Annotated in this window: 17 protein-coding genes; 7 read left to right on the top strand and 10 right to left on the bottom strand. The window is 66.9% G+C overall.

Translation table 11 applies throughout. From position 1 onward, the window contains the following. Window positions 1-181: 181 nt before the first annotated feature. The 4 genes from C1932_RS05890 to C1932_RS05875 all read left to right on the top strand — a co-directional run bounded on the left by C1932_RS05890 (window position 182) and on the right by C1932_RS05875 (window position 5,668). Window positions 182-1,003: a FecR domain-containing protein gene (locus C1932_RS05890; RefSeq protein ID WP_234412310.1), complete on the top strand. Its 822-nt coding sequence runs from the start codon at window positions 182-184 to the stop codon at window positions 1,001-1,003. An 11-nt stretch (window positions 1,004-1,014) separates the two neighbouring features. Continuing rightward, the gene (locus tag C1932_RS05885; RefSeq protein WP_108761517.1) at window positions 1,015-3,801 is read left to right on the top strand and encodes a TonB-dependent receptor; all 2,787 of its coding nucleotides are present in this window, start codon (window positions 1,015-1,017) and stop codon (window positions 3,799-3,801) included. Window positions 3,802-4,004: 203 nt separating this feature from the next. Next, the gene (locus C1932_RS05880; RefSeq protein ID WP_108761516.1) at window positions 4,005-4,961 is read left to right on the top strand and encodes a hypothetical protein; all 957 of its coding nucleotides are present in this window, start codon (window positions 4,005-4,007) and stop codon (window positions 4,959-4,961) included. Continuing rightward, complete coding sequence (locus C1932_RS05875) at window positions 4,958-5,668, top strand: hypothetical protein (protein WP_108761515.1); 711 nt, start codon at window positions 4,958-4,960, stop codon at window positions 5,666-5,668. Before C1932_RS05880 ends, C1932_RS05875 begins: the two co-directional genes overlap by 4 nt. A gap of 54 nt (window positions 5,669-5,722) precedes the next feature. On the opposite strand, the gene C1932_RS05870 is transcribed toward C1932_RS05875, so the two are convergent. The 7 genes from C1932_RS05870 to murJ form a co-directional block, all read right to left on the bottom strand. Next, window positions 5,723-6,394: a lysoplasmalogenase gene (locus C1932_RS05870; protein WP_108761514.1), complete on the bottom strand. Its 672-nt coding sequence runs from the start codon at window positions 6,392-6,394 to the stop codon at window positions 5,723-5,725. Continuing rightward, window positions 6,391-8,274: a M61 family metallopeptidase gene (locus C1932_RS05865; RefSeq protein WP_108761513.1), complete on the bottom strand. Its 1,884-nt coding sequence runs from the start codon at window positions 8,272-8,274 to the stop codon at window positions 6,391-6,393. The genes C1932_RS05870 and C1932_RS05865 overlap by 4 nt, the downstream gene beginning before the upstream one ends. Before the next feature lie 260 nt (window positions 8,275-8,534). Next, window positions 8,535-9,485 (bottom strand): 4-hydroxy-3-methylbut-2-enyl diphosphate reductase, encoded by a 951-nt coding sequence (gene ispH / locus C1932_RS05860; protein ID WP_108761512.1) that lies wholly within the window; start codon window positions 9,483-9,485, stop codon window positions 8,535-8,537. 27 nt (window positions 9,486-9,512) lie between these two features. Continuing rightward, window positions 9,513-10,037, bottom strand: coding sequence for a signal peptidase II (lspA, locus tag C1932_RS05855; RefSeq protein ID WP_108761511.1), 525 nt, complete (start codon window positions 10,035-10,037; stop codon window positions 9,513-9,515). After that, window positions 10,037-12,868 carry an isoleucine--tRNA ligase gene (ileS, locus tag C1932_RS05850; protein WP_108761510.1) on the bottom strand — a complete coding sequence of 944 codons (2,832 nt, stop codon included), beginning with the start codon at window positions 12,866-12,868 and terminating at the stop codon, window positions 10,037-10,039. The genes lspA and ileS overlap by 1 nt, the downstream gene beginning before the upstream one ends. Continuing rightward, a complete protein-coding gene (locus tag C1932_RS05845) occupies window positions 12,865-13,812 on the bottom strand; it encodes a bifunctional riboflavin kinase/FAD synthetase (RefSeq protein ID WP_108752489.1) in 948 nt (315 codons plus the stop codon). Before C1932_RS05845 ends, ileS begins: the two co-directional genes overlap by 4 nt. 75 nt (window positions 13,813-13,887) lie before the next feature. Further along, window positions 13,888-15,492, bottom strand: a complete 1,605-nt coding sequence (gene murJ, locus C1932_RS05840; RefSeq protein ID WP_108752488.1) for a murein biosynthesis integral membrane protein MurJ — start codon at window positions 15,490-15,492, stop codon at window positions 13,888-13,890. Between the two features lie 117 nt (window positions 15,493-15,609). On the opposite strand from murJ, the gene rpsT reads away from it, so the two are divergent. Next, window positions 15,610-15,879, top strand: coding sequence for a 30S ribosomal protein S20 (rpsT, locus tag C1932_RS05835; protein ID WP_005408560.1), 270 nt, complete (start codon window positions 15,610-15,612; stop codon window positions 15,877-15,879). 343 nt (window positions 15,880-16,222) lie between these two features. On the opposite strand, the gene cgtA is transcribed toward rpsT, so the two are convergent. The 3 genes from cgtA to rplU all read right to left on the bottom strand — a co-directional run bounded on the left by cgtA (window position 16,223) and on the right by rplU (window position 18,060). Further along, window positions 16,223-17,275 (bottom strand): Obg family GTPase CgtA, encoded by a 1,053-nt coding sequence (gene cgtA / locus C1932_RS05830; protein WP_108751495.1) that lies wholly within the window; start codon window positions 17,273-17,275, stop codon window positions 16,223-16,225. A gap of 194 nt (window positions 17,276-17,469) precedes the next feature. Further along, the gene (gene rpmA, locus C1932_RS05825; protein ID WP_049467623.1) at window positions 17,470-17,733 is read right to left on the bottom strand and encodes a 50S ribosomal protein L27; all 264 of its coding nucleotides are present in this window, start codon (window positions 17,731-17,733) and stop codon (window positions 17,470-17,472) included. 18 nt (window positions 17,734-17,751) lie between these two features. Continuing rightward, window positions 17,752-18,060, bottom strand: coding sequence for a 50S ribosomal protein L21 (gene rplU / locus C1932_RS05820; protein WP_108748943.1), 309 nt, complete (start codon window positions 18,058-18,060; stop codon window positions 17,752-17,754). A gap of 304 nt (window positions 18,061-18,364) precedes the next feature. Between rplU and uvrA the strand changes: the two genes are divergently transcribed. Both uvrA and C1932_RS05810 read left to right on the top strand, forming a co-directional pair. Further along, window positions 18,365-21,358, top strand: coding sequence for an excinuclease ABC subunit UvrA (gene uvrA, locus C1932_RS05815; protein WP_108748942.1), 2,994 nt, complete (start codon window positions 18,365-18,367; stop codon window positions 21,356-21,358). Continuing rightward, window positions 21,358-21,765 (top strand): thioesterase family protein, encoded by a 408-nt coding sequence (locus tag C1932_RS05810; RefSeq protein ID WP_108748941.1) that lies wholly within the window; start codon window positions 21,358-21,360, stop codon window positions 21,763-21,765. The genes uvrA and C1932_RS05810 overlap by 1 nt, the downstream gene beginning before the upstream one ends. Window positions 21,766-21,877: the final 112 nt, after the last annotated feature.

Here is a 21,877-nt window from a genome sequence, read left to right as displayed (position 1 = left end):
TGGGAATCCTGCCCCGACCATAGCGCGCCGGCGCTCACGCCGCAGCATCGCCCAGTACGGCATGACCCCAGGCACTTCAACCGCATCGCGCGCTCAGGCAGAATCCGCACTGTGCCCGTGCGTTGCGCGGGCTACGCAAGGAGCTGGGCCGCAATCCTCTCCACCACCATGGAGACTGCGAATGATTCGCAACGAGAACAAGGAAGGGACCGTGGTACTGCAACAGCCGCCACGCGGCGTACCGCGCGACAACGCTCCGGCCGGGGCCTACCCCGCTCGCCGCCGCTGGCTGCCGATGGCGGTGGCCGCCGGCATCGGCTTGGCCGCAACGGCCGGCTGGTTGCTGTACACGGACGGCAATCCGTCCACCCGTGTGTACGCCAACACCACCCATGCCGTGCAGCGGCAGATTCTGGCCGATGGCAGCGTGGCCACGCTCGATGCCGGCAGCGCACTCAGCGCCCGCTTCGGCTGGCGCACGCGTGAACTGCAGTTGGACCAGGGCCGCGTGCAGCTGGAAGTGGCACCGTCGTCGCGGGCCCTGCGCCTGCAGGCCGGCAACAGCAGCATCCGCGATATCGGCACCACCTTCCAGGTGGAACGCCTGAACGATGGCCGCGTGGAAGTGGCCCTGCTGGAAGGCGCGGTGGAAGTGACCAGCGGCAGTGCGCAGCACACGCTGGCGCCGGGCCAGCAGTTGCAGGTGCTGGCCTCTGGCCGCATCCAGCCGGGCCCGCAGTTGTCCACCACCGCCGCCGCCGAAGGCTGGCCGCAGGGCGATCTGGTGTTCGACGCGACGCCGCTGTCGGTGGTGGTGGAACGCATGAACCGTTACGGCAGCACGCCGCTGGTGATTGCCGACCCGGACATTGCCGATCTGGCCGTCAGCGGCAGCTTCCGCGCAGGGGATGCGCATGAACTGCTGTCCGCCCTGCAGCTGGGGTGGTCCATCGCTGGCCAGCCGCGCAAGGATGGCGCGCTGGAACTGCGCCGCGTGTACTGAGGCCGCGGCGCATGCCGGCCGCGCAGGCGCTGCGCGCGGGGCTGCTGCTGGCCCTGCTGTGCCTGGCCGTAGTGCCGGGCCAGGCAGGCATGGCGCACGCCGGCGAACCGGCCGCCAGCAACGAGTACCGCATTGGCGCCGGCCCGCTGGTGCCGGCACTGCAGGCCTGGGCACGGCACAGCGGCGTATCGCTGATCTTCGATGCGCGTGAACTGGCTGACCTGCGCACTACCGGCGTGCAGGGCCGGCAGAGCCCTGCCGCGGCGCTGAAGCAGCTGGTGGCCGGCATGCCGGTGAACATCCTGCAGACCCCTGCCGGTGGCTACGTGCTGCGCCGGCATGCGGCCGCGCCACCACCGCCACCGCTGAAAGCGCCCACGCCTGCGCCGCCCCCATCGCCCCCGGCTGCGCCGCAGGTGGAACTGGCGCCGGTGCAGGTAACCGGCAGCCGCCTGCCGCGCACCTCCGTGCAGACCACGCTGCCGGTGACCGTTGTCGACCGCGACGACATCCTGCGCAGCGGCTACGGCACGCTGTTCGATCTGCTGCGCCACCTGCCCGGCATGAACGGCCACACTCCGCTGAGCACCGCACGCGGCGGTGATTCGCTGTACCTGCCGGTAGGCGCGGCGGCCACCACCAGCCTGGACGGCATGGGCCCGCGCGCCACCCTGTTCCTGGTCAACGGCCGGCGCCTGCCGCGCTACCCGATGGTGTCGCTGGCCGACGGCGCGCTGACCGATCTGGGCGGCCTGCCACTGAGCTTCATCGAACGCATCGAACTGGTGCGCGGGGGTGCGTCGGCCATCTACGGCGCCGATGCCATGTCCGGCGTGGTCAACATCATCCTGCGCGACCAGGCCGAGGGCAGCGAGGCCATGCTGCAGACCGGCGCCAGTGGCCACGGCGATGGCCAGCAGTACCGCGTGCAGGGCGCCACCGGCGGTGTGCGCAGCAATGGCGACCGCTGGTTTGCTGGCCTCGATCTGCACCGCATGCAGCACGTGGCCGGCGATCGCCGCGACTGGCATGCCGATACCTCGCTGTATCCGATCGGGCTGTTGATGGCCAATGGCGATTACTACCCGGCCACCGAGTGCCACCCGCCGCTACAGAAAGACGACCAGGGCTGTTGGTTCGACAGCGTGCGCCCACGTTCGCTGCAGCCGGCGTCGGACACCGTGGCCGGCTACCTGCGTTACCGCCACGAGCGCGGCGAAGGCCGCTACGCGTATGTGGAAGCGCGCGGCAGCTACAACCGCCAGCGCTTCGAACTGGGCCCGACGGCGGTGGCGTTGAACTTCAACCGCACGGCCATTCTCAACGTGGTGCTGCAGGAAGGCGGCAACGTGCGCCCGCGCGTGCGCGCCAGCGAAGGTGATCTGACCGTGGGCGTGGGCCGCCAGCAGGCGGGCCGCAGCTGGGAAGCCGGCGTGAGCGCGCAGCGCAGCGAGGTGAGCTTGACCACCGATGGCGTGGTGCGCAGCGAGAAGCTGCTGGAAGCGGCGCGCGACTTCGATTTCCTGCCGGGCTTTTCCACGTTGCCGCCGGGTCTGGCCGACGACCTGTTCCCGACCATCCAAAGCCGTGGCCGTACCGAACAATGGCAGGGCTGGTGGGGCATACAGCGCAATCTGATGGCCCTGCCCGGCGGTGCGGCGCAGCTGGCCACCGGCATCGACCTGCGCCAGGAGCGCTGGACCTCGCAGCCGGACCCGCTGCTGGGCAAGGGCGAGCTGGCGCTGGGCCTGCCGATGGAACAACGCCGGTTGTCGCGCAACAGCAGTGCCGCCTATGCCGAACTGGGGCTGCCGCTGGCGCACAGCCTGCGCGTGGACCTGGCCGCGCGCGTGGACCGCGATGCCGGGCAGACTGCGTTTTCACCGCGCGCCGGCCTGCGCTGGAGCCCCAGCGAGCACTGGTCGTTCCTGCTGGCCAGCGGCCGCGGCTTCCGCGCGCCCAGCCTGTTCGAGCGGCGCCGGCCACCGGGTTATTTCGGCCTGGTCGCCCTGCCCGCTTCGGACACGCTGCCCCCCTGCGCGCGCACGCTGCGCGGCGGCGGCTGCGCGGTGCAGGTGGACGTGGTGGAAAACGATGCACTGAAGGCCGAGACCTCACGCAGCCATTCGCTGGCGGCCAGCTGGACGCCCAGCGACGCGTTCGCGCTTACGCTGACCCACAACATCGTGGAGCTGCACAACGAGATCCTGGCGCTGCAGCCCGGTGATGCGCTGTGGAACCGCGATACCTGGGTGCTGGACGACCAGGGCCGGCTGCGCGATCTGCGCTTGTCCTTCGACAACATCGGCCGCACCACCTCGCGCAACTGGGTGCTGCGCGGTGAGTACCGCATCGACAGCGGTGCCAACGGGCAATGGCAGTTCGCACTGGATGCGCTGAAGCAACAGGAATTGAAGCGCGAGCGCAGCCATGAAGCGGCAGTGGATCTACGCGGCCATGCCACCCCGGAACGCACCGCGATACTGACCGTGCAATGGCAGAACCCGAACTGGGACATCGCCCTGCGCGGCAACCGCGTAGGCCGCATGCGCGCCTGGCTGGCCGGCGAAACCTGCCCGGACGAACAGCGTGGCGAAGGGCATTGTATGAACCCGGCGCAGCTGCGTTGGAACCTGCACGTAGCGCGCCGGCTGAGCCCGCGCCTGGTGGCCGCGCTGGACGTGCACAACGTGCTGGACACCGAACCGGTGAACTACCTGCCCGGCAGCGGTGGCCAGGTGGCCGGGCTGGATGACCCGCTGGGCAGGTATTTCCTGTTCACCCTGCAGTTCCGCTGACACGCCGTTTGTAGAGCCGAGCTTGCTCGACTGGCTCTTGTAGAGTCGAGCTTGCTCGACTGGCTCTTGTAGAGTCGAGCTTGCTCGACTGCTGTTGGCGAACGCAGTCGAGCAAGCTCGACTCTACCCACTGCGAAGTCGAGCAAGCTCGACTCTACTGGGCGTAGTACCCTTGAGCCCCCTGCTCCATCATGCATACCCCCATGAAGTTCCAACTCTGGTTCTGGGGCGCGTTCCTGTTGTTCTTCGCGTTGCCCTTCCCCTGCATTCTCTACTTCAACACCGATTACCCCGTCGCGTTCTCCAATCGCAGCGCACCGTGGCTGGCACTGCTGCTGCTCGGCGTTTCCGTCTCGCTCTGGCTGGGCGTGCTCTACGCCTACCTGCACTATCTGCTGCTGGCGCCGCCGCGTGCTCTGTTCCGCGTGCGCAGCATCCTGACCGATGGCGAGCCGCGCGAAGTGCGCATCGAAGAGGCCGAACAGACCGGCGTGCATGTGCGTGGCTTCGCTCAATGGAAGCTGAAAGTTGCCCTGCAGAACCTGTCAGGCACCCCGATTACCGAACAGCTGGTCGTGGTCGACAGTCAGCCACAACGGCAGCGTTTCGTGGTGGGCAACGTGCTTCCGGCGCGCCTGAGCCGTGATCCCGGCGTATTTCCGAACATGGTGCTGGACGGCGCGCAGCCCGAGATCAACACAGCCAGTCTGTGGCGGCGTTGCGTTGCCGGCGCAATCGGTGTGGCGTTGGTGTTCGGCGCCTACGTGCTGGCCTACCGTGCACAGCATGAGGGCATGGGCTGGACATTCCTGTCCTTTGGCCACCCCCTGCTGGTCTGCCCGCTGGTGCTGTGCGGATATGTGGCAGTGGTGCGCGTGCTGGCACGCATGCTGCACGCCGATGCGCGCGGTGAAGCACTGAAGTTCCGTGGCATTGGCGTGCAGGCCAGCGTGCTGGATGTACGCCAGACCGGCACCTACATCAACGAACAACCGCAGGTGGAATTCAGCCTGCAGTACACCGATCGCGAGGGCGTGGTGCAGCACGCCAAGCTGCGCCGCATCGTGGCGCTCATCGATCTGGCCCAGCTGCCACGTGACAACGTGAAGCTGCTCTACGACCCGGATGACCGCGCCAATGTGCGCATGGAGGACGCATGAACCGCCCGCCGTCGACCCCGGGCATCTTCGCGTTGGTGGTGCTGGCCCTGGTTGCCGGCGCGGCAGCCTGTGGCGGACTGCAGACGCTGCGTGAGACCGTGGCCGGTTACGCGCTCATGCATGCGCCGGCGACGCCCCAGCGCTATGACGCCGCAGCGCTGGAGCCCCTGTCTGCGCTTGCGGCGCCCGCTGCGGAACCCGAGCCCATTGCACCGCCATCCAATCTGGTGCTGGACAGCGCGCGCCTGCAGGCGGCGCGCGACGCACTGCAGGCCATGCCAGGCCTGTCCGGCAAGCCACTGATCGTGTTCCGCAGCATCAATGTCTATGGCGATGGGCGCATCAATCTGGAACTGGTGGACCCGGACGTGCCCAGCCACGTGGACAGCTACCACTTCCAGCACGGCTACTGGCGCAAAGGCGACCCGGTCAATCCGCAGCGTATGGCACATACCTATACGCTGCGGGACAGCAGCGCACCGCTGCAGGATATCGACTTCACCGCCGTGACCCGCGTGGCCCAGGCGCTGCAGGAGCAGCGCAATGTGTTGATGCGCCAGCCCGGCGAGGTCGACTATGTGTATCTGATCATCCGCAAGGGCGCGCGCCTGTCGTGGCGGCCGGACGAAGTGGACGGCGACCGTGAAACGGTACGCCTGCACTTTGATGCCGGCGGGAATCTGCTGGACGTGGCGACCAAGCGTTGAAGTGCCGGCGCCCATTTCGGGCGCAGGTTTCATTGCAGTCGAGCAAGCTCGACTCTACGCCTGGGCTACCGAGCGGGCGATGGCGTACTGCGCGCCGTAATACGTTGCCAACACCAGTAAACCGGCCAACGGCAGGCCGCCACCAAAGCGATCCCACGCCAGCAGCGAATCGCTGGCCACGAACAGCACACCACCGACTGCCGCCCAGCGCGCGCTTCCGGCCTGCATCAGCGGCAGCCGCGGGCGCTGCCAATGCCGCGCCAACGCCAGCACCGCCATCGAAGCCAGCACCGCCACATACGCCAGCACCGGGATGCGCAACGGCACCGGCAGATGCGGCCACAGCGCCAGCACATTGCCGATGGCGAACGCACCCAGCAGCACGGCGGCGGCCACCAATCCGCGTCCTGCGTGCACGCCGTCGCGGAACGCTGCGATGTAGCACAGGTGCGCCAGCAGGAACGCGACCAGGCCCGGCACGAAGGCATCCACCGGCAGCATCAGCGCGATATCACCCACGCACGACAGCACCATGCCGGCCAGCACCGCACGCCGGTAGAACGGTGATGCCGCCGGCCGCGCCTGCCAGGCGATGCCGGCGATCAGCAGCGTGGTGGCCGGCTTGGCAAACCAATGCAGCCAGCGCCCCTCGCCCTGCAGGAACGCGCCGATGATGGCCAGCACGGCCACCACCAGGATCAAGCCATCGCGGCGGCCGAAGCTCATCGCGCCTTCCACAGATCCGCAAGGCGATCTGGCGTGCCGGCAACGCGTTCCAGCACCGGGTACTGCAGGCCACCGTGGTAATCGATGGTCATGCTGTCGATGCGGTCGAACTGCTTCACCAGCAGCACGATCGGCGCCTTGTCCTTGGCCGCGGCGGCCACCGCGTCCTTCAGGCGTTCGCTGCTGTATTCGCGCCCGCCCACGGCAATCACCCGCATGCCCGGTGCCAGCCCTGCATTGAACGCCGGGCTGTCCCAGATCACATCGCCCACCACGCCGGTGTCCATCACTGTGGCGCCCAGCGAATACGCCAGCAACGCGGCCTTGGCGCGCTTTTCCTGCGCCTTGTAGGCCTCGTTGGGGGTATCGCGGTAGACCAGCTTCCAACCGGCCAGAGCCAGGCCGCCAGTGAGCGAGCCCTGGCCATCCAGGCGCTGGCGCAGGAAGCTGGACCAGTCGTACGGCGCAATGCCGTTCAAGGTCGCCACCACGTCATCGAAGGTGTACGGGTTGACGTTCCAGTCGCCGTTGCCGACGCCGAAGAAGGCGCGCGCGAAATCGTCCAGGCTGCGGCGGTTGCCGCTGAGCGTGCGCAGCTTGCCGTCCACTTCCAGCCACAGCATCTGCCCACCGGAGTAATAGTCCTCGCTCATCTGGTAGTTGCGGTACGGCAGCGTGCGGCGCTGGGCGATGGTGGGATCGTTGGTGGTGTCCTGCAGCGGGCGCCAGGCCAGGCCGGGGCGGCCGCGATCATAGGTGGCGGCCACGTTGGCCAGCATGTCGCGGGCCTGCTCGACCGACCACAGGCCCGAGCGGGCGGCCAGCACCTGGCCCCAGAACTGGGTCTGGCCTTCGTACACCCACAACAGGCTGTCGCCCATGGGCGTGTTGAAGTTGGCGGTGGCCAGGTCTGCGCCGCGGCGGTACTTGCCGTTCCAGGAATGGGTGTACTCGTGCGGCAGCAGATCGCGCATCCACGCGTTGCTGTCCCATTCGGTGAAGTAGCCGGGGGCCGCGCTGTTTTCACTGGAACGGTGGTGTTCCAGGCCGATGCCGCCCAGGCGGTCGGTCAACGCCAGCAGGAATTCGTAGTGATCGTAATGGCGCGCGCCGTAGAGCTTGTCGGCCTGCTGCACCAGCGCGCGATGCAGCTTGATCTGCGCATCGGTGGGCTTGAGCGATTTGGCATCGTCGGCGAGGACATTGAGGTGCACCGGCACCTTGGCACCCGGGTCGAGGTCGATGCGCTGGTGGTGCTCGCCGGCGAACAGCGGCGAATCAACCAGGTGGTCGTAGGCAATCGGCTTGAACACCACGGTGTCGCCGTCGCGGCGCGCGGTTTCCAGTGCGGTGGCATAACCCCAACCCTTGGGCAGGGTCACGCTGGCCTGCGCCTGCAGGTTGCGCGCGTCCACGCCGGCCGGGTACAGCGAATTGGCGTTCCATTGCAGGTTCAGCATTTCCGGGGTCATCACCACCCGGCCCTGGCTGCCGCCCTGCGAGGACAGGAAATCGAAGTGGGCCACGATCTCGCTCACGCCTTCGGGCACATCCACCTTGAACGCGTAGACGTTGTACTGGTCGCGCTGCCAGGCCAGCGGCTTGCCGTTGGCTGTCACCCGCAGGCCGGCCAGCTTGTCGATGGGGCCGGTGGGCGAATGGTTGCCGGGAATCCACTGCGGGTACAGCAGGGTCATGGGGCCGGGCTTGGCCGGCACGGTGGCGGTCACCTTGAAGATGCGGCGGGCCAGGTCGCGCGCGTCCACATCGATGCGCAGCAGGCCGGGCGCGGCGGCATCGCCCGGCGGCGAGGTCTGCGCCAGCGCAGGCGTGGCGCCCAGCGCGAACAGCACGGACATCACCAGGGCACGGGTCTTCATCAGGCAGGTTCCAGCAACGGTAGAGGTACCGATGCTAGGCCTGTCGCGTGCGTGGCCCCATGGCCGAAGGTCATGGGTGGGTGGCGGTATCCACGCATGGCGTGGATCTACGGGTGAGGCGCGGCCGGCAGTAGATCCACGCCATGCGTGGATGGAATTCATGGCAGAAGCGTGCGAACCAAGGTTCGCACCCACCAGGTCAGTGTCGGTTCGCACCCACCAGGTCAGTGTCGGTTCGCACCCACCGCGGGGGTTACAGGTCAGTCAACCAACCGCAGCCGCAGTTCCTTCGGCAGCGCGAACACCATCGATTCCGGTTCGCCATTCAGTTCGCCCACACCGGTGGCGCCCAGCTCGGCCAGGCGGGCCAGCACGCCATCCACCAGCACCTGCGGTGCCGATGCGCCGGCGGTCACGCCGATGTGCTGCTTGCCTTCCACCCAGCGCGGGTCGATCTCGTGCGCACCGTCGATCAGGTACGACTCCACGCCTTCACGGCGCGCCAGTTCACTCAGGCGGTTGGAATTGGAGCTGTTCGGCGAACCGACCACCAGCACCAGGTCGCAGCGCTTGGCCAGATCGCGCACGGCGTCCTGGCGGTTCTGCGTGGCGTAGCAGATGTCGTCGTTCTTCGGGCCCTGCATTTCCGGGAAACGCTCACGCAGGGCCTCGATGATGCCGCGCGTGTCATCCACCGACAGCGTGGTCTGGGTGGTGTAGGCGAAGTTCTGCGGCTGGCTGATCTGCAGCGTCGCCACCTGCTCCACATCTTCCACCAGGTAGATCTGGCCGGTGCCCGCTTCGCGGTTCCACTGGCCCATCGTGCCTTCCACTTCCGGGTGGCCGGCATGGCCGATCAGCACCACGTCACGGCCGGCGCGGCAGTGGCGGGCCACTTCGAAATGCACCTTGGTGACCAGCGGGCAGGTGGCATCGAACACCTTCAGGCCACGGCGCTCGGCTTCCTGGCGCACGGCCTGGGATACGCCGTGCGCGCTGAAGATGACCGTGTTGTTGTCCGGCACTTCGTCCAGTTCCTCGACGAAGATCGCGCCGCGCTGCTTCAGGTCATCGACCACGAAGCGGTTGTGCACCACTTCATGGCGAACGTAGATGGGCGCGCCCAGCGTTTCGATCGCGCGCTTGACGATCTCGATCGCACGATCGACACCGGCACAGAAACCACGCGGGTTGGCGAGCAGCACATCCATCAGTTCAGTCTCCCGGCAGCGGCCGGCTTACGGTTTCGGGGTGGCATTATCCGCCTTTTTGGCGGACTTGCCGTCGAACAGGCCAAACAGGGCAATGCCGATGGCACCGACCACGATGGCCGAATCGGCGATGTTGAAGGCCGGCCAGGTGTAGCTGCCCACGTACCACTGGATGAAATCGACCACGTGGCCATGCACCTGGCGGTCGATCACGTTGCCGATGGCACCGCCGATGATCAGCGCGTACGGTACGGCGGCCTTCCAGTTGCCGCGGGCGGTGCCGCGCAGCCACCAGGCCATCAGCGCGCTGATGGCAATGGCCAGCAGGGTGAAGAAGTGCTTCTGCCAACCGCCGGCGTCGCTCAGGAAGCTGAAGGCCGCCCCGGTGTTGTAGGTGCGGTACCAGTTCCAGAAGCCGTCGATGACCACCACCGGCTGGAACTCGGGCAGGCTGGACAGCACCCAGGCCTTGGACCACTGGTCCAGGCCGATGATGGCGGCCGACAGCAGCAGCCAGACCAGGGCGTTGGGGTGCGGGCGTGCGGCGGCCATCAGAACCAGCTCCGCAGTTCACCGGCACCGGTGACGTTGCTCACGCAGCGGCCACACAGTTCCGGGTGGTCGGCGTTGCTGCCCACGTCGGCGCGGTGGTGCCAGCAGCGCACGCACTTGGCCTTCTGGGTGGGCTGGGCACTGACGAACACTTCGTCGGTGGTCGCCGGGCGCACCTGCACATCGCCACTGATGAACAGGAAGCGCAGTTCATCGGCCAGCGGCTGCCACTTCGCCGCCTGTTCTTCGTTGGCGGCAATGGTGATTTCCGCTTCCAGCGCGGCACCGATCGCGCCGTTGGCACGCATCGGCTCCAGCACCTTGGCCACCTGCTCGCGCACGGCCAGCAGCTGGTCGAAATCGGCGGCGTTGAGCTGGGCATCGGCCGGCAGCGGCGCCAGGCCGTCGTACCAGGTGGTGAACAGCACGTGGCCGGCACGGTCGCCCGGCAGGTAGCCCCACAGCTCGTCGGCGGTGAAGGTGAGGATGGGCGCGATCCAGCGGGTGAACGCTTCGGCGATGTGGTACATGGCGCTCTGCGCCGAACGACGGCCGTGCGAATCGGCCGGCATGGTGTACAGGCGGTCCTTGGTCACGTCCAGGTATAGCGAACCCAGGTCCACGCTGCAGAAGTTCAGCAGCAGCTGGACGATCTCGGCCATGTTGTAGTTGTCGAACGCGGCCTTGATCTTTTCCTGCAGTTCCCAGGCGCGGTGCACGATCCAGCGGTCCAGCGCCACCATCTCGTTCAGCGGACGCAGGTGCTGGGCCGGATCGAAACCGTCCAGGTTGCCCAGCAGGAAGCGCGCGGTGTTGCGCAGGCGACGGTAGGCATCGGCGTTGCGCTTGAGGATCTCCTGCGACAGCGACATTTCGTTGCTGTAGTCGGCCGAGGCGATCCACAGGCGCAGGATGTCCGCGCCCAGCTTGTTCATGATGTCCTGCGGCTCGATGCCGTTGCCCAGCGACTTGGACATCTTGCGGCCGTGCTCGTCCACGGTGAAACCGTGGGTGAGGCACTGCTTGTACGGCGCACGCTGGTCGATGGCCACGCCGGTCAGCAGCGAGGACTGGAACCAGCCGCGGTGCTGGTCGGAACCTTCCAGGTACAGGTCGGCCGGCTTGCCGAAGCCACGCGCGGCAAGCACGCCTTCATGGGTGACGCCCGAATCGAACCAGACATCGAGGATGTCGGTGACCTTCTCGTAGTCGGCCGCTTCGGCGCCCAGCAGTTCGCCGGCATCCAGCGAATACCACACGTCGATGCCTTCGGCTTCCACGCGGTCGGCCACCTGCTGCATCAGTTCCACCGTGCGCGGGTGGATCTCGCCGGTCTGGCGGTGGGTGAACAGCGCGATGGGCACGCCCCAGGTGCGCTGGCGCGAGATGGTCCAGTCCGGGCGACCGTCGACCATGCTCTGGATGCGCGCCTTGCCCCAACTCGGGAACCAGCCCACGGTGTCGATGGCGGCCAGCGCATCGTTACGCAGGTTGGCCTTGTCCATCGAAATGAACCACTGCGGGGTGGCGCGGAACACCACCGGCGTCTTGTGGCGCCAGCAGTGCGGGTAGCTGTGGCGGATCGGGTGGAAGGCCAGCAGCGCGCCGTTGTCGCGCAGCACGCCGACGATGGCCTCCTGCGCCTTCCAGAGATGCTGGCCGGCCAGCACCACGTCACCGGCCGGCGGGGTCGATTCCAGGTACACGCCACGGCCATCGACCGGGGTGATCTGGCCGGCGTTGTACTTGTCCAGCAGGCCGTACTTCTGGCTGACCACGTAGTCTTCCTGGCCGTGGCCGGGGGCGGTGTGCACCGCGCCAGTACCGTCTTCGTCGGACACGTGTTCGCCGTTCAGCACCAGGATTTCGCGCTGCGGGTAGAACGGGTGCACCAGCAGCTGGTTTTCCAGCGCGGCACCGGTGGTTTCACCGTGCAGCACCACGTTTTCCACGCCATAGCGCTGCAGTGCGCGCTCGGCCAGGGCGGCGGCCAGCACCAGCCAACGGCGCTTGCCGTTGTGCGCCGGGCCTTCGGCCAGCACGTAGCGGATCTCTGCGCCCAGCGAAACGGCCAGCGAGGCCGGCAGCGTCCACGGCGTGGTGGTCCAGATCGGCACCGCCACTTCCACGTCGGCCGGCACGCTCACGCCAAAGGCCTGGGCCACGGCCTGCGCATCGCGCGCGGCGTAGGCCACGTCGATCGCCGGCGATTCCTTTTCCTGGTATTCGATTTCCGCTTCGGCCAGCGCCGAACCGCAGTCGAAGCACCAGTAGACCGGCTTGGCGCCGCGCACCAGGTGGCCGTTGGCCACGACCTTGGCCAGCGCGCGGATCTCGTTGGCTTCGAAATCGAAGCTGAGGGTCTTGTACGGGTTGTCCCAGTCGCCGGTCACGCCCAGGCGCTTGAAATCGGCGCGCTGGATGTTGATCTGCTCTTCGGCGAATTCACGGCACTTCTGCCGGAAGGCAACGGCGTCGAGCTTGGTGCCGACCTTGCCCCACTTCTTTTCCACCGCGATTTCGATCGGCAGGCCGTGGCAATCCCAGCCCGGCACGTAGGGCGCATCGAAGCCGGCCAGGTAGCGCGACTTGACGATGATGTCCTTCAGGATCTTGTTGACCGCGTGGCCCAGGTGGATGCGGCCGTTGGCGTACGGCGGGCCGTCATGCAGCACGAACAGCGGGCGGCCGGCGGCGTTGTCGCGCAGCTGCTGGTAGAGCCCCTGCTCTTCCCACCGCGCCAGAATGCCCGGCTCGCGCTTGGGCAGGTCGCCGCGCATCGGGAATTCGGTGGCTGGCAGGTTCAGGGTGGTCTTGTAGTCCTGGCTCACGCAGTGGCTCGCAATCTATGTTCGGAAAGAAGGGCGCGCGCCTGTTCGGCGTCGCGGTGCATCTGGTCGGTCAGTGCCGCCAGATCGTTGAATTTCTCTTCGTCGCGCAGCTTGGCGACGAATTCCACGTCGATGTGACGACCGTACAGGTCGCCCTGGAAATCGAACAGATGGGCTTCCAGCAGCGGCTCCACGCCTTCCACAGTGGGGCGGGTGCCGAAGCTGGACACCGACGGCCACGGCTGGTCGAACACCCCGTGCACCCAGGTGGCGTAGATGCCCGACAGCGCCGGGGTCTTCGGGAAGCGCAGATTGGCGGTGGGGAAGCCCAGGGTGCGGCCGAGCTGGCGCCCACGCACCACTCGCCCGCTGATCGAATACGGGCGGCCCAGCAGATCGCCGGCACGGGTGAAATCGCCGGCCTGCAGCAACTGGCGGATGCGCGTGCTGGAAATGCGTTCGCCGTGCAGGTCCACCGCTTCGATCTCGCCGGCGCTGAAGCCCAGCTCGCTGCCCATGGCCTGCAGCAGGGCCAGATCGCCACGACGGCGGTTGCCGAAACAGAACTCCGGGCCGATCCACACTTCGCGCGCGCCCAGCCGGTGGGCCAGCAGCTGGCGCACGAAGGTTTCGGCCGGCATGGCCGCCATGGCCGCATCGAAGCGCAGCAGGCCCACGGCATCCACGCCCAGGTCCTGCAGCATCTCGACCTTGCTGCGGGCCAGGGTCAGCCGCGGCGGCGGCGTGCCCTGTGCGAAGAATTCACGCGGCAGCGGCTCGAAGGCCACGGCCACGGCGGGTACGCCCACGGCGCGCGCGCGGGCGACGGCGTGGCGGACCAGCGCACGATGGCCCAGATGGAGGCCGTCGAATGCGCCGATACAGACCACGCTTCCGTTGGGGAACAGCTCCCCGCCCTCGACGCTTCTGAACAGCCTGCTCATCAACTCTCGTTCCGGCCCACCCGGGGCCGTCGCTTCAATGGTGTAACCCTGAAGTATAGCCGCCATGGGCGGCGATCAATGGCCGCGCAGGTCGCGCGGGCGGAAGCCCATGGCCACCATGGCCACCGCGTAGGTAGCGCCACCGCCGCCGACCAGCAGGCCCAGCGCGCCGATCCGCTGCCAGACCCCCATGTTGCCGAAGGCCGGCAGCCAGTGCAGCAGGGCCAGCAGCACGGCCACCATGGCCACGCAGGCCAGCAGCAGGCGGGTCAGGTAGCCGCCCCAGCCCGGTCGGCGCTGGTAGACATCGGTCTTGCCTAGCCAGTACCAGAGCAGGCCCAGGTTCAGGTAGCTGGACAGCGCGCTGGCAATGCCCAGCGCCAGGTGCAGGCCCGGTTGCTTGCCGATGGCGGCCATCACCCCCTGCGCCTTCAGCTCGTCGGGCACCATCACCTGGTACAGCACGGCCAGCAGGGCGAAGTTGAACACCATGTTGGCCACCAGCGCGGCCACGCCGGCGCGCACCGGGGTCTTGGTGTCCTGGCGGGCGTAGAAGGCCGGCAACACCACCTTCAGCAGGGCGAACGCCGGCAGGCCGAAGCTCAGGCCGTACACCGACAGCGCGGTCATGCGGGTGTCGAACGCGCTGAACTGGCCGTGCTGGAAGATGGTGGCGATCAGCGGTTCGGCCAGGAACAGCAGGCCCAGCATGGCCGGCACCGAGATCAGCAGGGTCATGCGCAGGCCCCAGTCCAGCGAGCGCGAGAAGCCTTCGCGGTCGGTGCTGACGTGGTGGCGTGCCAGGGCGGGCAGGATGACCGTGCCCAGGGCCACGCCGAACACGCCCAGCGGCAGTTCCAGGAAGCGATCGGCCAGCGACAGCCAGGACTGCGAGCCATCGGTCAGCTTGGCCGCGATCACCGTGTCCAGCAGCAGGTTGATCTGCGCCACCGACGAACCGAACAGGGTCGGCACCATCAGGGTCATCACCTTGCGCACGCCCGGGTGGCTCCAGCCCCAGCGCGGCAGGGTCAGCAGGTTGATGCCCTTCAGCGACGGCAGCTGGAACAGCAGCTGCAGGATGCCGGCGGCCAGCACCGCCCAGCCCAGCGCCAGGATCTGCTTTTCCGGGGTGCCGCCCAGCCGCGGCGCCAGCCACAGCGCGCCGGCGATCATGCACAGGTTGAGGATGACCGGGGTCAGCGCCGGCATGGCGAAGCGCTGGAAGCTGTTCAGCGCGCCACCGGCCAAGGCGGTGAGCGAGACGAACAGCAGGAAGGGGAAGGTCAGGCGGAACAGGTCGACCAGCAGGCCCTGCTTGACCGGGTCGGTGTCCACGCCGCTGGAGAAGACCGAGGCCAGCTGCGGCGCGAAGATCAGCGCCAGCGCGGTGACCAGCATCAGCACCCCACCCAGGGTGCCGGCGGTGCGCGCCATCAGTTCACGCAGCTCGGCGTGGCTGCGGGTTTCCTTCACTTCCGTGAACACCGGCACGAAAGCGGTGGCGAAGGAGCCTTCGGCGAACAGCCGGCGCAGGAAATTGGGTATCCTGAAGGCGACCCAGAAAGCATCAGTGATGGCGTTGGTGCCGAACGTGGTGGTCACCACGAAGTCCCGGACAAGTCCGAGAACGCGCGAGACCATGGTCATGCTGCTGAATGACAGCAGGCCCCGCAACAACTTGGGTGAACTCACTCAGCGTCCCTCTTGACAATCGACTTGACGTGCATTTCTTACGCCATCATACTAGCTAGCTTGCTGTTCCCATAACACCGATTTTTTCAGGAAACCACCACCGTGGCCAATATCAAGTCCGCCAAGAAGCGCGCCAAGCAGACCGTCGTGCGCAACGCGCGCAACGTGGCTCAGCGCTCGATGCTGCGCACCGCTGTCAAGAAAGTGATCAAGGCGCTGGACGCCAACGATGCCGCCGGCGCCGAAGCCGCCTTCGCCGTTGCCCAGCCGATCCTGGATCGCTTCAGCGCGCGTGGCCTGATCCACAAGAACAAGGCTGCTCGTCATAAGAGCCGCCTGAACGACCGCATCAAGGCCCTCAAGGCCGCCTGATCCGGCGTTGCCGCCCTGCCCTTCGGGGTGGGGCAGCAGACAAAAGCCCGGCCCCGGCCGGGTTTTTTGTTGCCCGTGATTCGGCCGGGTCGAACCGGCTGGGTCGAACCGGCGGGATCGAACCGACTGGGTCGAACCGGCGGGGTAGAGTCGACTGTTAGTCGACTAACGCGCGCAGCGCGGGCTTTACAGATGCCGCGAACAGCAGTCGACTAACAGTCGACTCTACCCAGCCGGAGCCAGTTGACCCAGCTGGAACGCGTTGACCCAACCTCCCCGTCGCACAGGCCAACAAAAAACCCGGCCGTAGCCGGGTTTTTCGCGTAGAACCCCCACAGCGCTGTTACGCGTTGCGGGCGGCTTCCAGTTCGTCTTCCTTCTGCCGATCGAAGAACGCCATGATGCGGCTCATGATCGGGAAGGTGCCTTCGCGACCCAGCGCGGACACCAGGAACCACGGCTCCTTCCAGCCCAGCTCGGCCACGATCTGCTCGGCCGCGGCCTTCGCCTCGTCTTCGAACATCAGGTCGGCCTTGTTCAGCACCAGCCAGCGCGGCTTCTGCAGCAGCTCCGGGTCGTGCTTTTCCAGTTCGCGCTCGATGGCACGCACCTGCTCGACCGGGGAAATGCCTTCCACGCCACCTTCCATCGGCGAAATATCCACCAGGTGCAGCAGCAGGCGGGTGCGCTGCAGGTGTCGCAGGAACTGCGCGCCCAGGCCGGCACCGTCAGCCGCGCCCTCGATCAGGCCGGGAATGTCGGCGATCACGAAGCTGCGGTAGTTTTCCACCTTCACCACACCCAGGTTCGGGTACAGCGTGGTGAACGGGTAATCGGCCACCTTCGGCGTTGCCGCCGAAACGGCACGGATCAGGGTGCTCTTGCCAGCATTGGGGAAGCCCAGCAGGCCCACGTCGGCCAGCAGCTTCAGCTCCAGCTTCAGGGTGCGCTCTTCGCCCGGCTCGCCCGGCAGCGCCTGGCGCGGCGAGCGGTTGGTCGAGCTCTTGAAGTGCATGTTGCCCAGGCCGCCGCGGCCGCCCTTGGCCACCAGCAGGCGGTCGCCGTGCTGGGTCAGGTCGCCGATGATTTCATCGGTGGCCACGTTGATGATCACGGTGCCGACCGGCACGGTGATGGTCAGGTCTTCGCCGCCCTTGCCGTAGGCCTGGCGGCCCATGCCGTTCTCGCCACGCTGCGCCTTGAAGATGCGGTCATGGCGGAAGTCGACCAGGGTGTTCAGGTTTTCGTCGGCGCGGATGTACACGCTGCCGCCGGCACCGCCGTCGCCGCCGTCCGGGCCGCCGAGCGGAATGAACTTCTCGCGACGGAAGCCAATGCAGCCGTTGCCGCCGTTGCCGGCGAACACTTCGATTTCTGCTTCGTCTACCAGTTTCATTGTTTCGATGCCTGCGATGGGCGCGGCCTGCGTGCCGCCGCCTTGAATGTCGTGCCAGGTGCCACCTGGCAATCGGGCCGTGCCCGTTTTACCACTGAATCCAACGAAAAGCCCCGCCGAAGCGGGGCTCTTCATGCAGCGTGCTCTTCATCCGGCGCGGCCATGCCAGGGCATGGCCGGCGGATACAGCCTGATCAGGCTTCGACCGAGACGACGCTGACGGTGCGACGCTTCTTCGGGCCCTTCACCGAGAACTCCACCTTGCCGTCCGTCAGGGCGAACAGGGTGTGGTCACGGCCCAGGCCAACGCCGGTACCCGGATGGAACTGGGTGCCGCGCTGACGCACGATGATGTTGCCGGCTTCAATGGCCTGGCCGCCAAAGATCTTGACGCCGAGGTACTTCGGGTTGGAGTCGCGACCGTTGCGCGAGGAGCCTACGCCCTTTTTATGTGCCATGACTGCTTCTCCTGATGCTTAGCCGGCGATGCCGGTGATCTCGATTTCGGTGTAGTACTGACGGTGACCCTGGCGCTTCATGTGGTGCTTGCGGCGACGGAACTTGATGATCCGGACCTTGTCAGCACGACCCTGGGACACGACCTTGGCGGTGACCGAAGCGCCGCTCAGGGCGTCGCCGATCTTGATACCGTCGCTGTCGCCCAGCAGCAGGATGTTGTCAAACTTGATCTCGCTGCCGACTTCGACTTCGAGCTTTTCGACGCGGAGCTTTTCGCCCTGCGCCACGCGGTATTGCTTACCGCCGGTGACCAGTACTGCGTACATGACCAGACTTCCTCTGTAGTTATTGTGGTCTATGGACTGCCGCCATCGAGGGCGGACAGGAGCGGGATTGTACGCAGATCAATGGGCGCCGGTCAAGTCAACCCCTGGGCGGGGCCTGCGGGGGCGGCCGGAACGGGGTCAGATCCCTTTTCACATGGTGAAAAGGGATCTGACCCCTGCCTGTCAGGCGGTCTCACGGGGTGAGACGCGGGGGTGGCATTGTCGCCCATTGCCCCCATCTGGTCACCTCGGTAGGCTGATTGATTGCCGCCGCATTCGACCTGCCCCCACAACCGGATCCCCCATGGCGATGGATTTCATCCGCATCCGCGGTGCGCGGACGCACAACCTGAAGAACCTCGACCTCGACCTGCCCCGCGACAAGCTGATCGTGATCACCGGCCTGTCCGGCTCGGGCAAGTCCTCGCTGGCGTTCGATACGATCTATGCCGAAGGCCAGCGCCGCTACGTGGAATCGCTGTCGGCCTACGCCCGGCAGTTCCTGAGCGTGATGGAAAAGCCGGACCTGGACCATATCGAAGGTCTGTCCCCGGCCATTTCCATCGAGCAGAAGTCGACCTCGCACAACCCGCGTTCGACGGTCGGCACGATCACCGAAATCTACGACTACCTGCGCCTGCTGTACGCGCGGGTGGGCACCCCGCGCTGCCCCGACCACGGCTATCCGTTGGAAGCGCAGACGGTCAGCCAGATGGTGGACCAGGTGCTGACCCTGGACCCGGAACAGCGCTACATGCTGCTTGCCCCGGTCATCCGCGACCGCAAGGGCGAGCATGCGCAGGTGTTCGACCAGCTGCGCGCGCAGGGCTTCGTGCGCGTGCGGGTGGACGGCGAACTGTATGAAATCGACGCGGTACCGCCGCTGGCGCTGCGCCAGAAGCACACCATCGAAGCGGTGATCGACCGTTTCCGCCCGCGCGAGGACATCAAGCAGCGCCTGGCCGAAAGCTTCGAAACCGCGCTGAAGCTGGGCGATGGCATGGCCTCGGTGCAGTCGCTGGACGCCGCCGACGCCACCCCCACCCTGTTCTCGTCCAAGTATTCCTGCCCGGTCTGCGACTACTCGCTGCCCGAGCTGGAACCGCGCCTGTTCTCGTTCAACGCCCCGATGGGCGCCTGCCCCGGCTGCGATGGCCTGGGCATGGCCGAATTCTTCGACCCGGCGCGCGTGGTGGTGCACCCGGAACTGTCGCTGGCCGCCGGCGCCGTGCGCGGCTGGGACCGCCGCAATGCGTACTACTTCCAGCTGATCGCTTCGCTGGCCAAGCACTACAAGTTCGACGTGGATGCGGCCTGGAACTCGCTGCCGGCCAAGGTGCAGCAGGCCGTGCTGTTCGGCAGCGGCGATGAGGCCATCACCTTCACCTACTTCACCGAAGCCGGTGGCCGCACCCAGCGCAAGCACCGCTTCGAGGGCATCATTCCCAACCTGGAACGCCGCTACAAGGAAACCGAATCGGCGGCGGTGCAGGAAGAGCTGGGCAAGTACATCAGCGAACACGCCTGCCCCGAGTGCAACGGTGCGCGCCTGAACAAGGCCGCGCGCAACGTGTTCGTGGCCGACCGCCCGCTGCCGGAACTGGTGGTGCTGCCGATCGATGAGGCGCTGAAGTTCTTCAGCGAACTGAGCCTGCCGGGCTGGCGCGGCGAGATCGCGGCCAAGATCGTCAAGGAGATCGGCGAGCGCCTGGGCTTCCTGGTCGACGTGGGCCTGGATTACCTGACCCTGGAACGCAAGGCCGACACCCTGTCCGGCGGCGAAGCACAGCGCATCCGCCTGGCCAGCCAGATCGGCGCAGGGCTGGTGGGCGTGATGTACGTGCTGGATGAACCGTCCATCGGCCTGCACCAGCGCGATAACGAACGCCTGCTGGGCACCCTCACCCGCCTGCGCGACCTGGGCAATACGGTGATCGTGGTCGAGCACGATGAAGATGCCATCCGCCTGGCCGACTACGTGCTGGATATCGGCCCGGGTGCGGGCGTGCATGGCGGCGAGATCGTCGGCCAGGGCACCCTGCAGGACATCCTGGACGCACCGCGTTCGCTGACCGGCCAGTACCTGTCGGGCAAGCGCGCGATCGAGATTCCGACACGCCGCCACGCGCCCAACCCGAAGACCACCCTGCACCTGCGCGGTGCCAGCGGCAACAACCTGAAGGGCGTGGACCTGTCCATTCCGGCTGGCCTGCTGACCTGCGTGACCGGTGTGTCCGGCTCGGGCAAGTCGACCCTGATCAACGACACCCTGTTCTCGCTGGCCGCCAACGAGATCAACGGCGCCTCGCATGCCGTGGCACCGTACAAGGAAATCGAAGGCCTGGACCTGTTCGACAAGGTGGTGGACATCGACCAGTCGCCGATCGGCCGCACCCCGCGTTCGAACCCGGCCACCTACACCGGTCTGTTCACCCCCCTGCGCGAACTGTTCGCCCAGGTGCCCGAAGCACGCGCGCGCGGCTATTCGCCGGGCCGTTTCAGCTTCAACGTGCGCGGCGGTCGCTGCGAGGCGTGCCAGGGTGATGGCCTGATCAAGGTGGAAATGCACTTCCTCCCGGACGTGTACGTGCCCTGCGATGTCTGCCACGGCAAGCGCTACAACCGCGAAACGCTGGAGATCGTCTACAAGGGCTACAACATCAACGACGTGCTGGAAATGACCGTCGAAGATGCCTTGAAGCTGTTCGAGCCGGTGCCGTCGATCGCGCGCAAGCTGGAAACGCTGGTGGACGTGGGCCTGAGCTACATCAAGCTGGGCCAGAGCGCGACCACGCTGTCCGGCGGTGAAGCGCAGCGCGTGAAGCTGTCCAAGGAACTGTCGCGCCGCGATACCGGGCGCACCCTGTACATCCTGGACGAGCCGACCACCGGCCTGCACTTCCACGATATCGAAGCGCTGCTGGGCGTGCTGCACAAGTTGCGCGACGAGGGCAACACGGTGGTGGTGATCGAACACAACCTGGACGTGATCAAGACCGCCGACTGGATCGTGGATCTGGGCCCGGAAGGTGGCCACCGCGGCGGCACCATCCTGGTGACCGGCACGCCGGAAGACGTGGCGGCCTGCCCGCAGTCCTACACCGGCCACTTCCTGGAACGCATGCTGCCGTCCACCCGTGCGCGGCCGCAGCAACCGGCGGCCGTGGCCAACAAGCCCGATGCGCGCCCGCCGCGCAAGGTGAAGCCCGAACCGCCGGCGAAGAAGGCCGCCGCCGCCAAGAGCAGCGGCAAGGCCAGCAAGACCGCCACTGCCAGCAAGAAGAAGAAGGACGCCTGATGAGCAGCGAACACAAGATCCTGGCCCGTATTCCGATCAGCGTGCGCTGGCGTGACATGGACAGCATGGGCCATGTGAACAACGCCAAGTACATTTCCTACCTGGAAGAAGCGCGCGTGCGCTGGATGCTGGGCGTGGATGGCGTGTCGATGACCGACCGCATCGCACCGGTGGTGGCCGCCACCAACGTGAACTACCGCCTGCCGATCGTGTGGCCCAACGACATTCTGGTGGAACTGTTCGTGGAGCGCCTGGGCAACAGCAGCGTGACCATCGGCCACCGCATCGTGGACCAGCAGGACGAATCGAAGCTGTATTCGGACGGCAACGTGGTGGTGGTGTGGATGGACACCCAGACCGGCAAGAGCGCCCCGCTGCCGGACGCGATCCGCAGCGCATCGAGCTGATCCGCTTCTGGTAGATGCCGACCTTGGTCGGCATTTCGCCCGCCGGGCATGGCCCGGCGCTGCCGGATGCTGCACGTGACGCCGGGCATGGCCCGGCGCTACCGGATACTGC

The organism is Stenotrophomonas sp. YAU14D1_LEIMI4_1 (assembly GCF_003086815.1).
GTDB lineage: Bacteria > Pseudomonadota > Gammaproteobacteria > Xanthomonadales > Xanthomonadaceae > Stenotrophomonas.
This window is presented reverse-complemented; position numbering and strand designations above follow the sequence as displayed.

Bases quoted from the DNA above. Each gene is read 5' to 3' on its own strand.
- C1932_RS05890 (WP_234412310.1), top strand. From the start codon at position 182: ATGATTCGCAACGAGAACAAGGAAGGGACCGTGGTACTGCAACAGCCG.
- C1932_RS05885 (WP_108761517.1), top strand. From the start codon at position 1,015: ATGCCGGCCGCGCAGGCGCTGCGCGCGGGGCTGCTGCTGGCCCTGCTG.
- C1932_RS05880 (WP_108761516.1), top strand. From the start codon at position 4,005: ATGAAGTTCCAACTCTGGTTCTGGGGCGCGTTCCTGTTGTTCTTCGCG.
- C1932_RS05875 (WP_108761515.1), top strand. From the start codon at position 4,958: ATGAACCGCCCGCCGTCGACCCCGGGCATCTTCGCGTTGGTGGTGCTG.
- C1932_RS05870 (WP_108761514.1), bottom strand. From the start codon at position 6,394: ATGAGCTTCGGCCGCCGCGATGGCTTGATCCTGGTGGTGGCCGTGCTG.
- C1932_RS05865 (WP_108761513.1), bottom strand. From the start codon at position 8,274: ATGAAGACCCGTGCCCTGGTGATGTCCGTGCTGTTCGCGCTGGGCGCC.
- ispH (WP_108761512.1), bottom strand. From the start codon at position 9,485: ATGGATGTGCTGCTCGCCAACCCGCGTGGTTTCTGTGCCGGTGTCGAT.
- lspA (WP_108761511.1), bottom strand. From the start codon at position 10,037: ATGGCCGCCGCACGCCCGCACCCCAACGCCCTGGTCTGGCTGCTGCTG.
- C1932_RS05845 (WP_108752489.1), bottom strand. From the start codon at position 13,812: ATGAGCAGGCTGTTCAGAAGCGTCGAGGGCGGGGAGCTGTTCCCCAAC.
- cgtA (WP_108751495.1), bottom strand. From the start codon at position 17,275: ATGAAACTGGTAGACGAAGCAGAAATCGAAGTGTTCGCCGGCAACGGC.
- rpmA (WP_049467623.1), bottom strand. From the start codon at position 17,733: ATGGCACATAAAAAGGGCGTAGGCTCCTCGCGCAACGGTCGCGACTCC.
- rplU (WP_108748943.1), bottom strand. From the start codon at position 18,060: ATGTACGCAGTACTGGTCACCGGCGGTAAGCAATACCGCGTGGCGCAG.
- uvrA (WP_108748942.1), top strand. From the start codon at position 18,365: ATGGCGATGGATTTCATCCGCATCCGCGGTGCGCGGACGCACAACCTG.
- C1932_RS05810 (WP_108748941.1), top strand. From the start codon at position 21,358: ATGAGCAGCGAACACAAGATCCTGGCCCGTATTCCGATCAGCGTGCGC.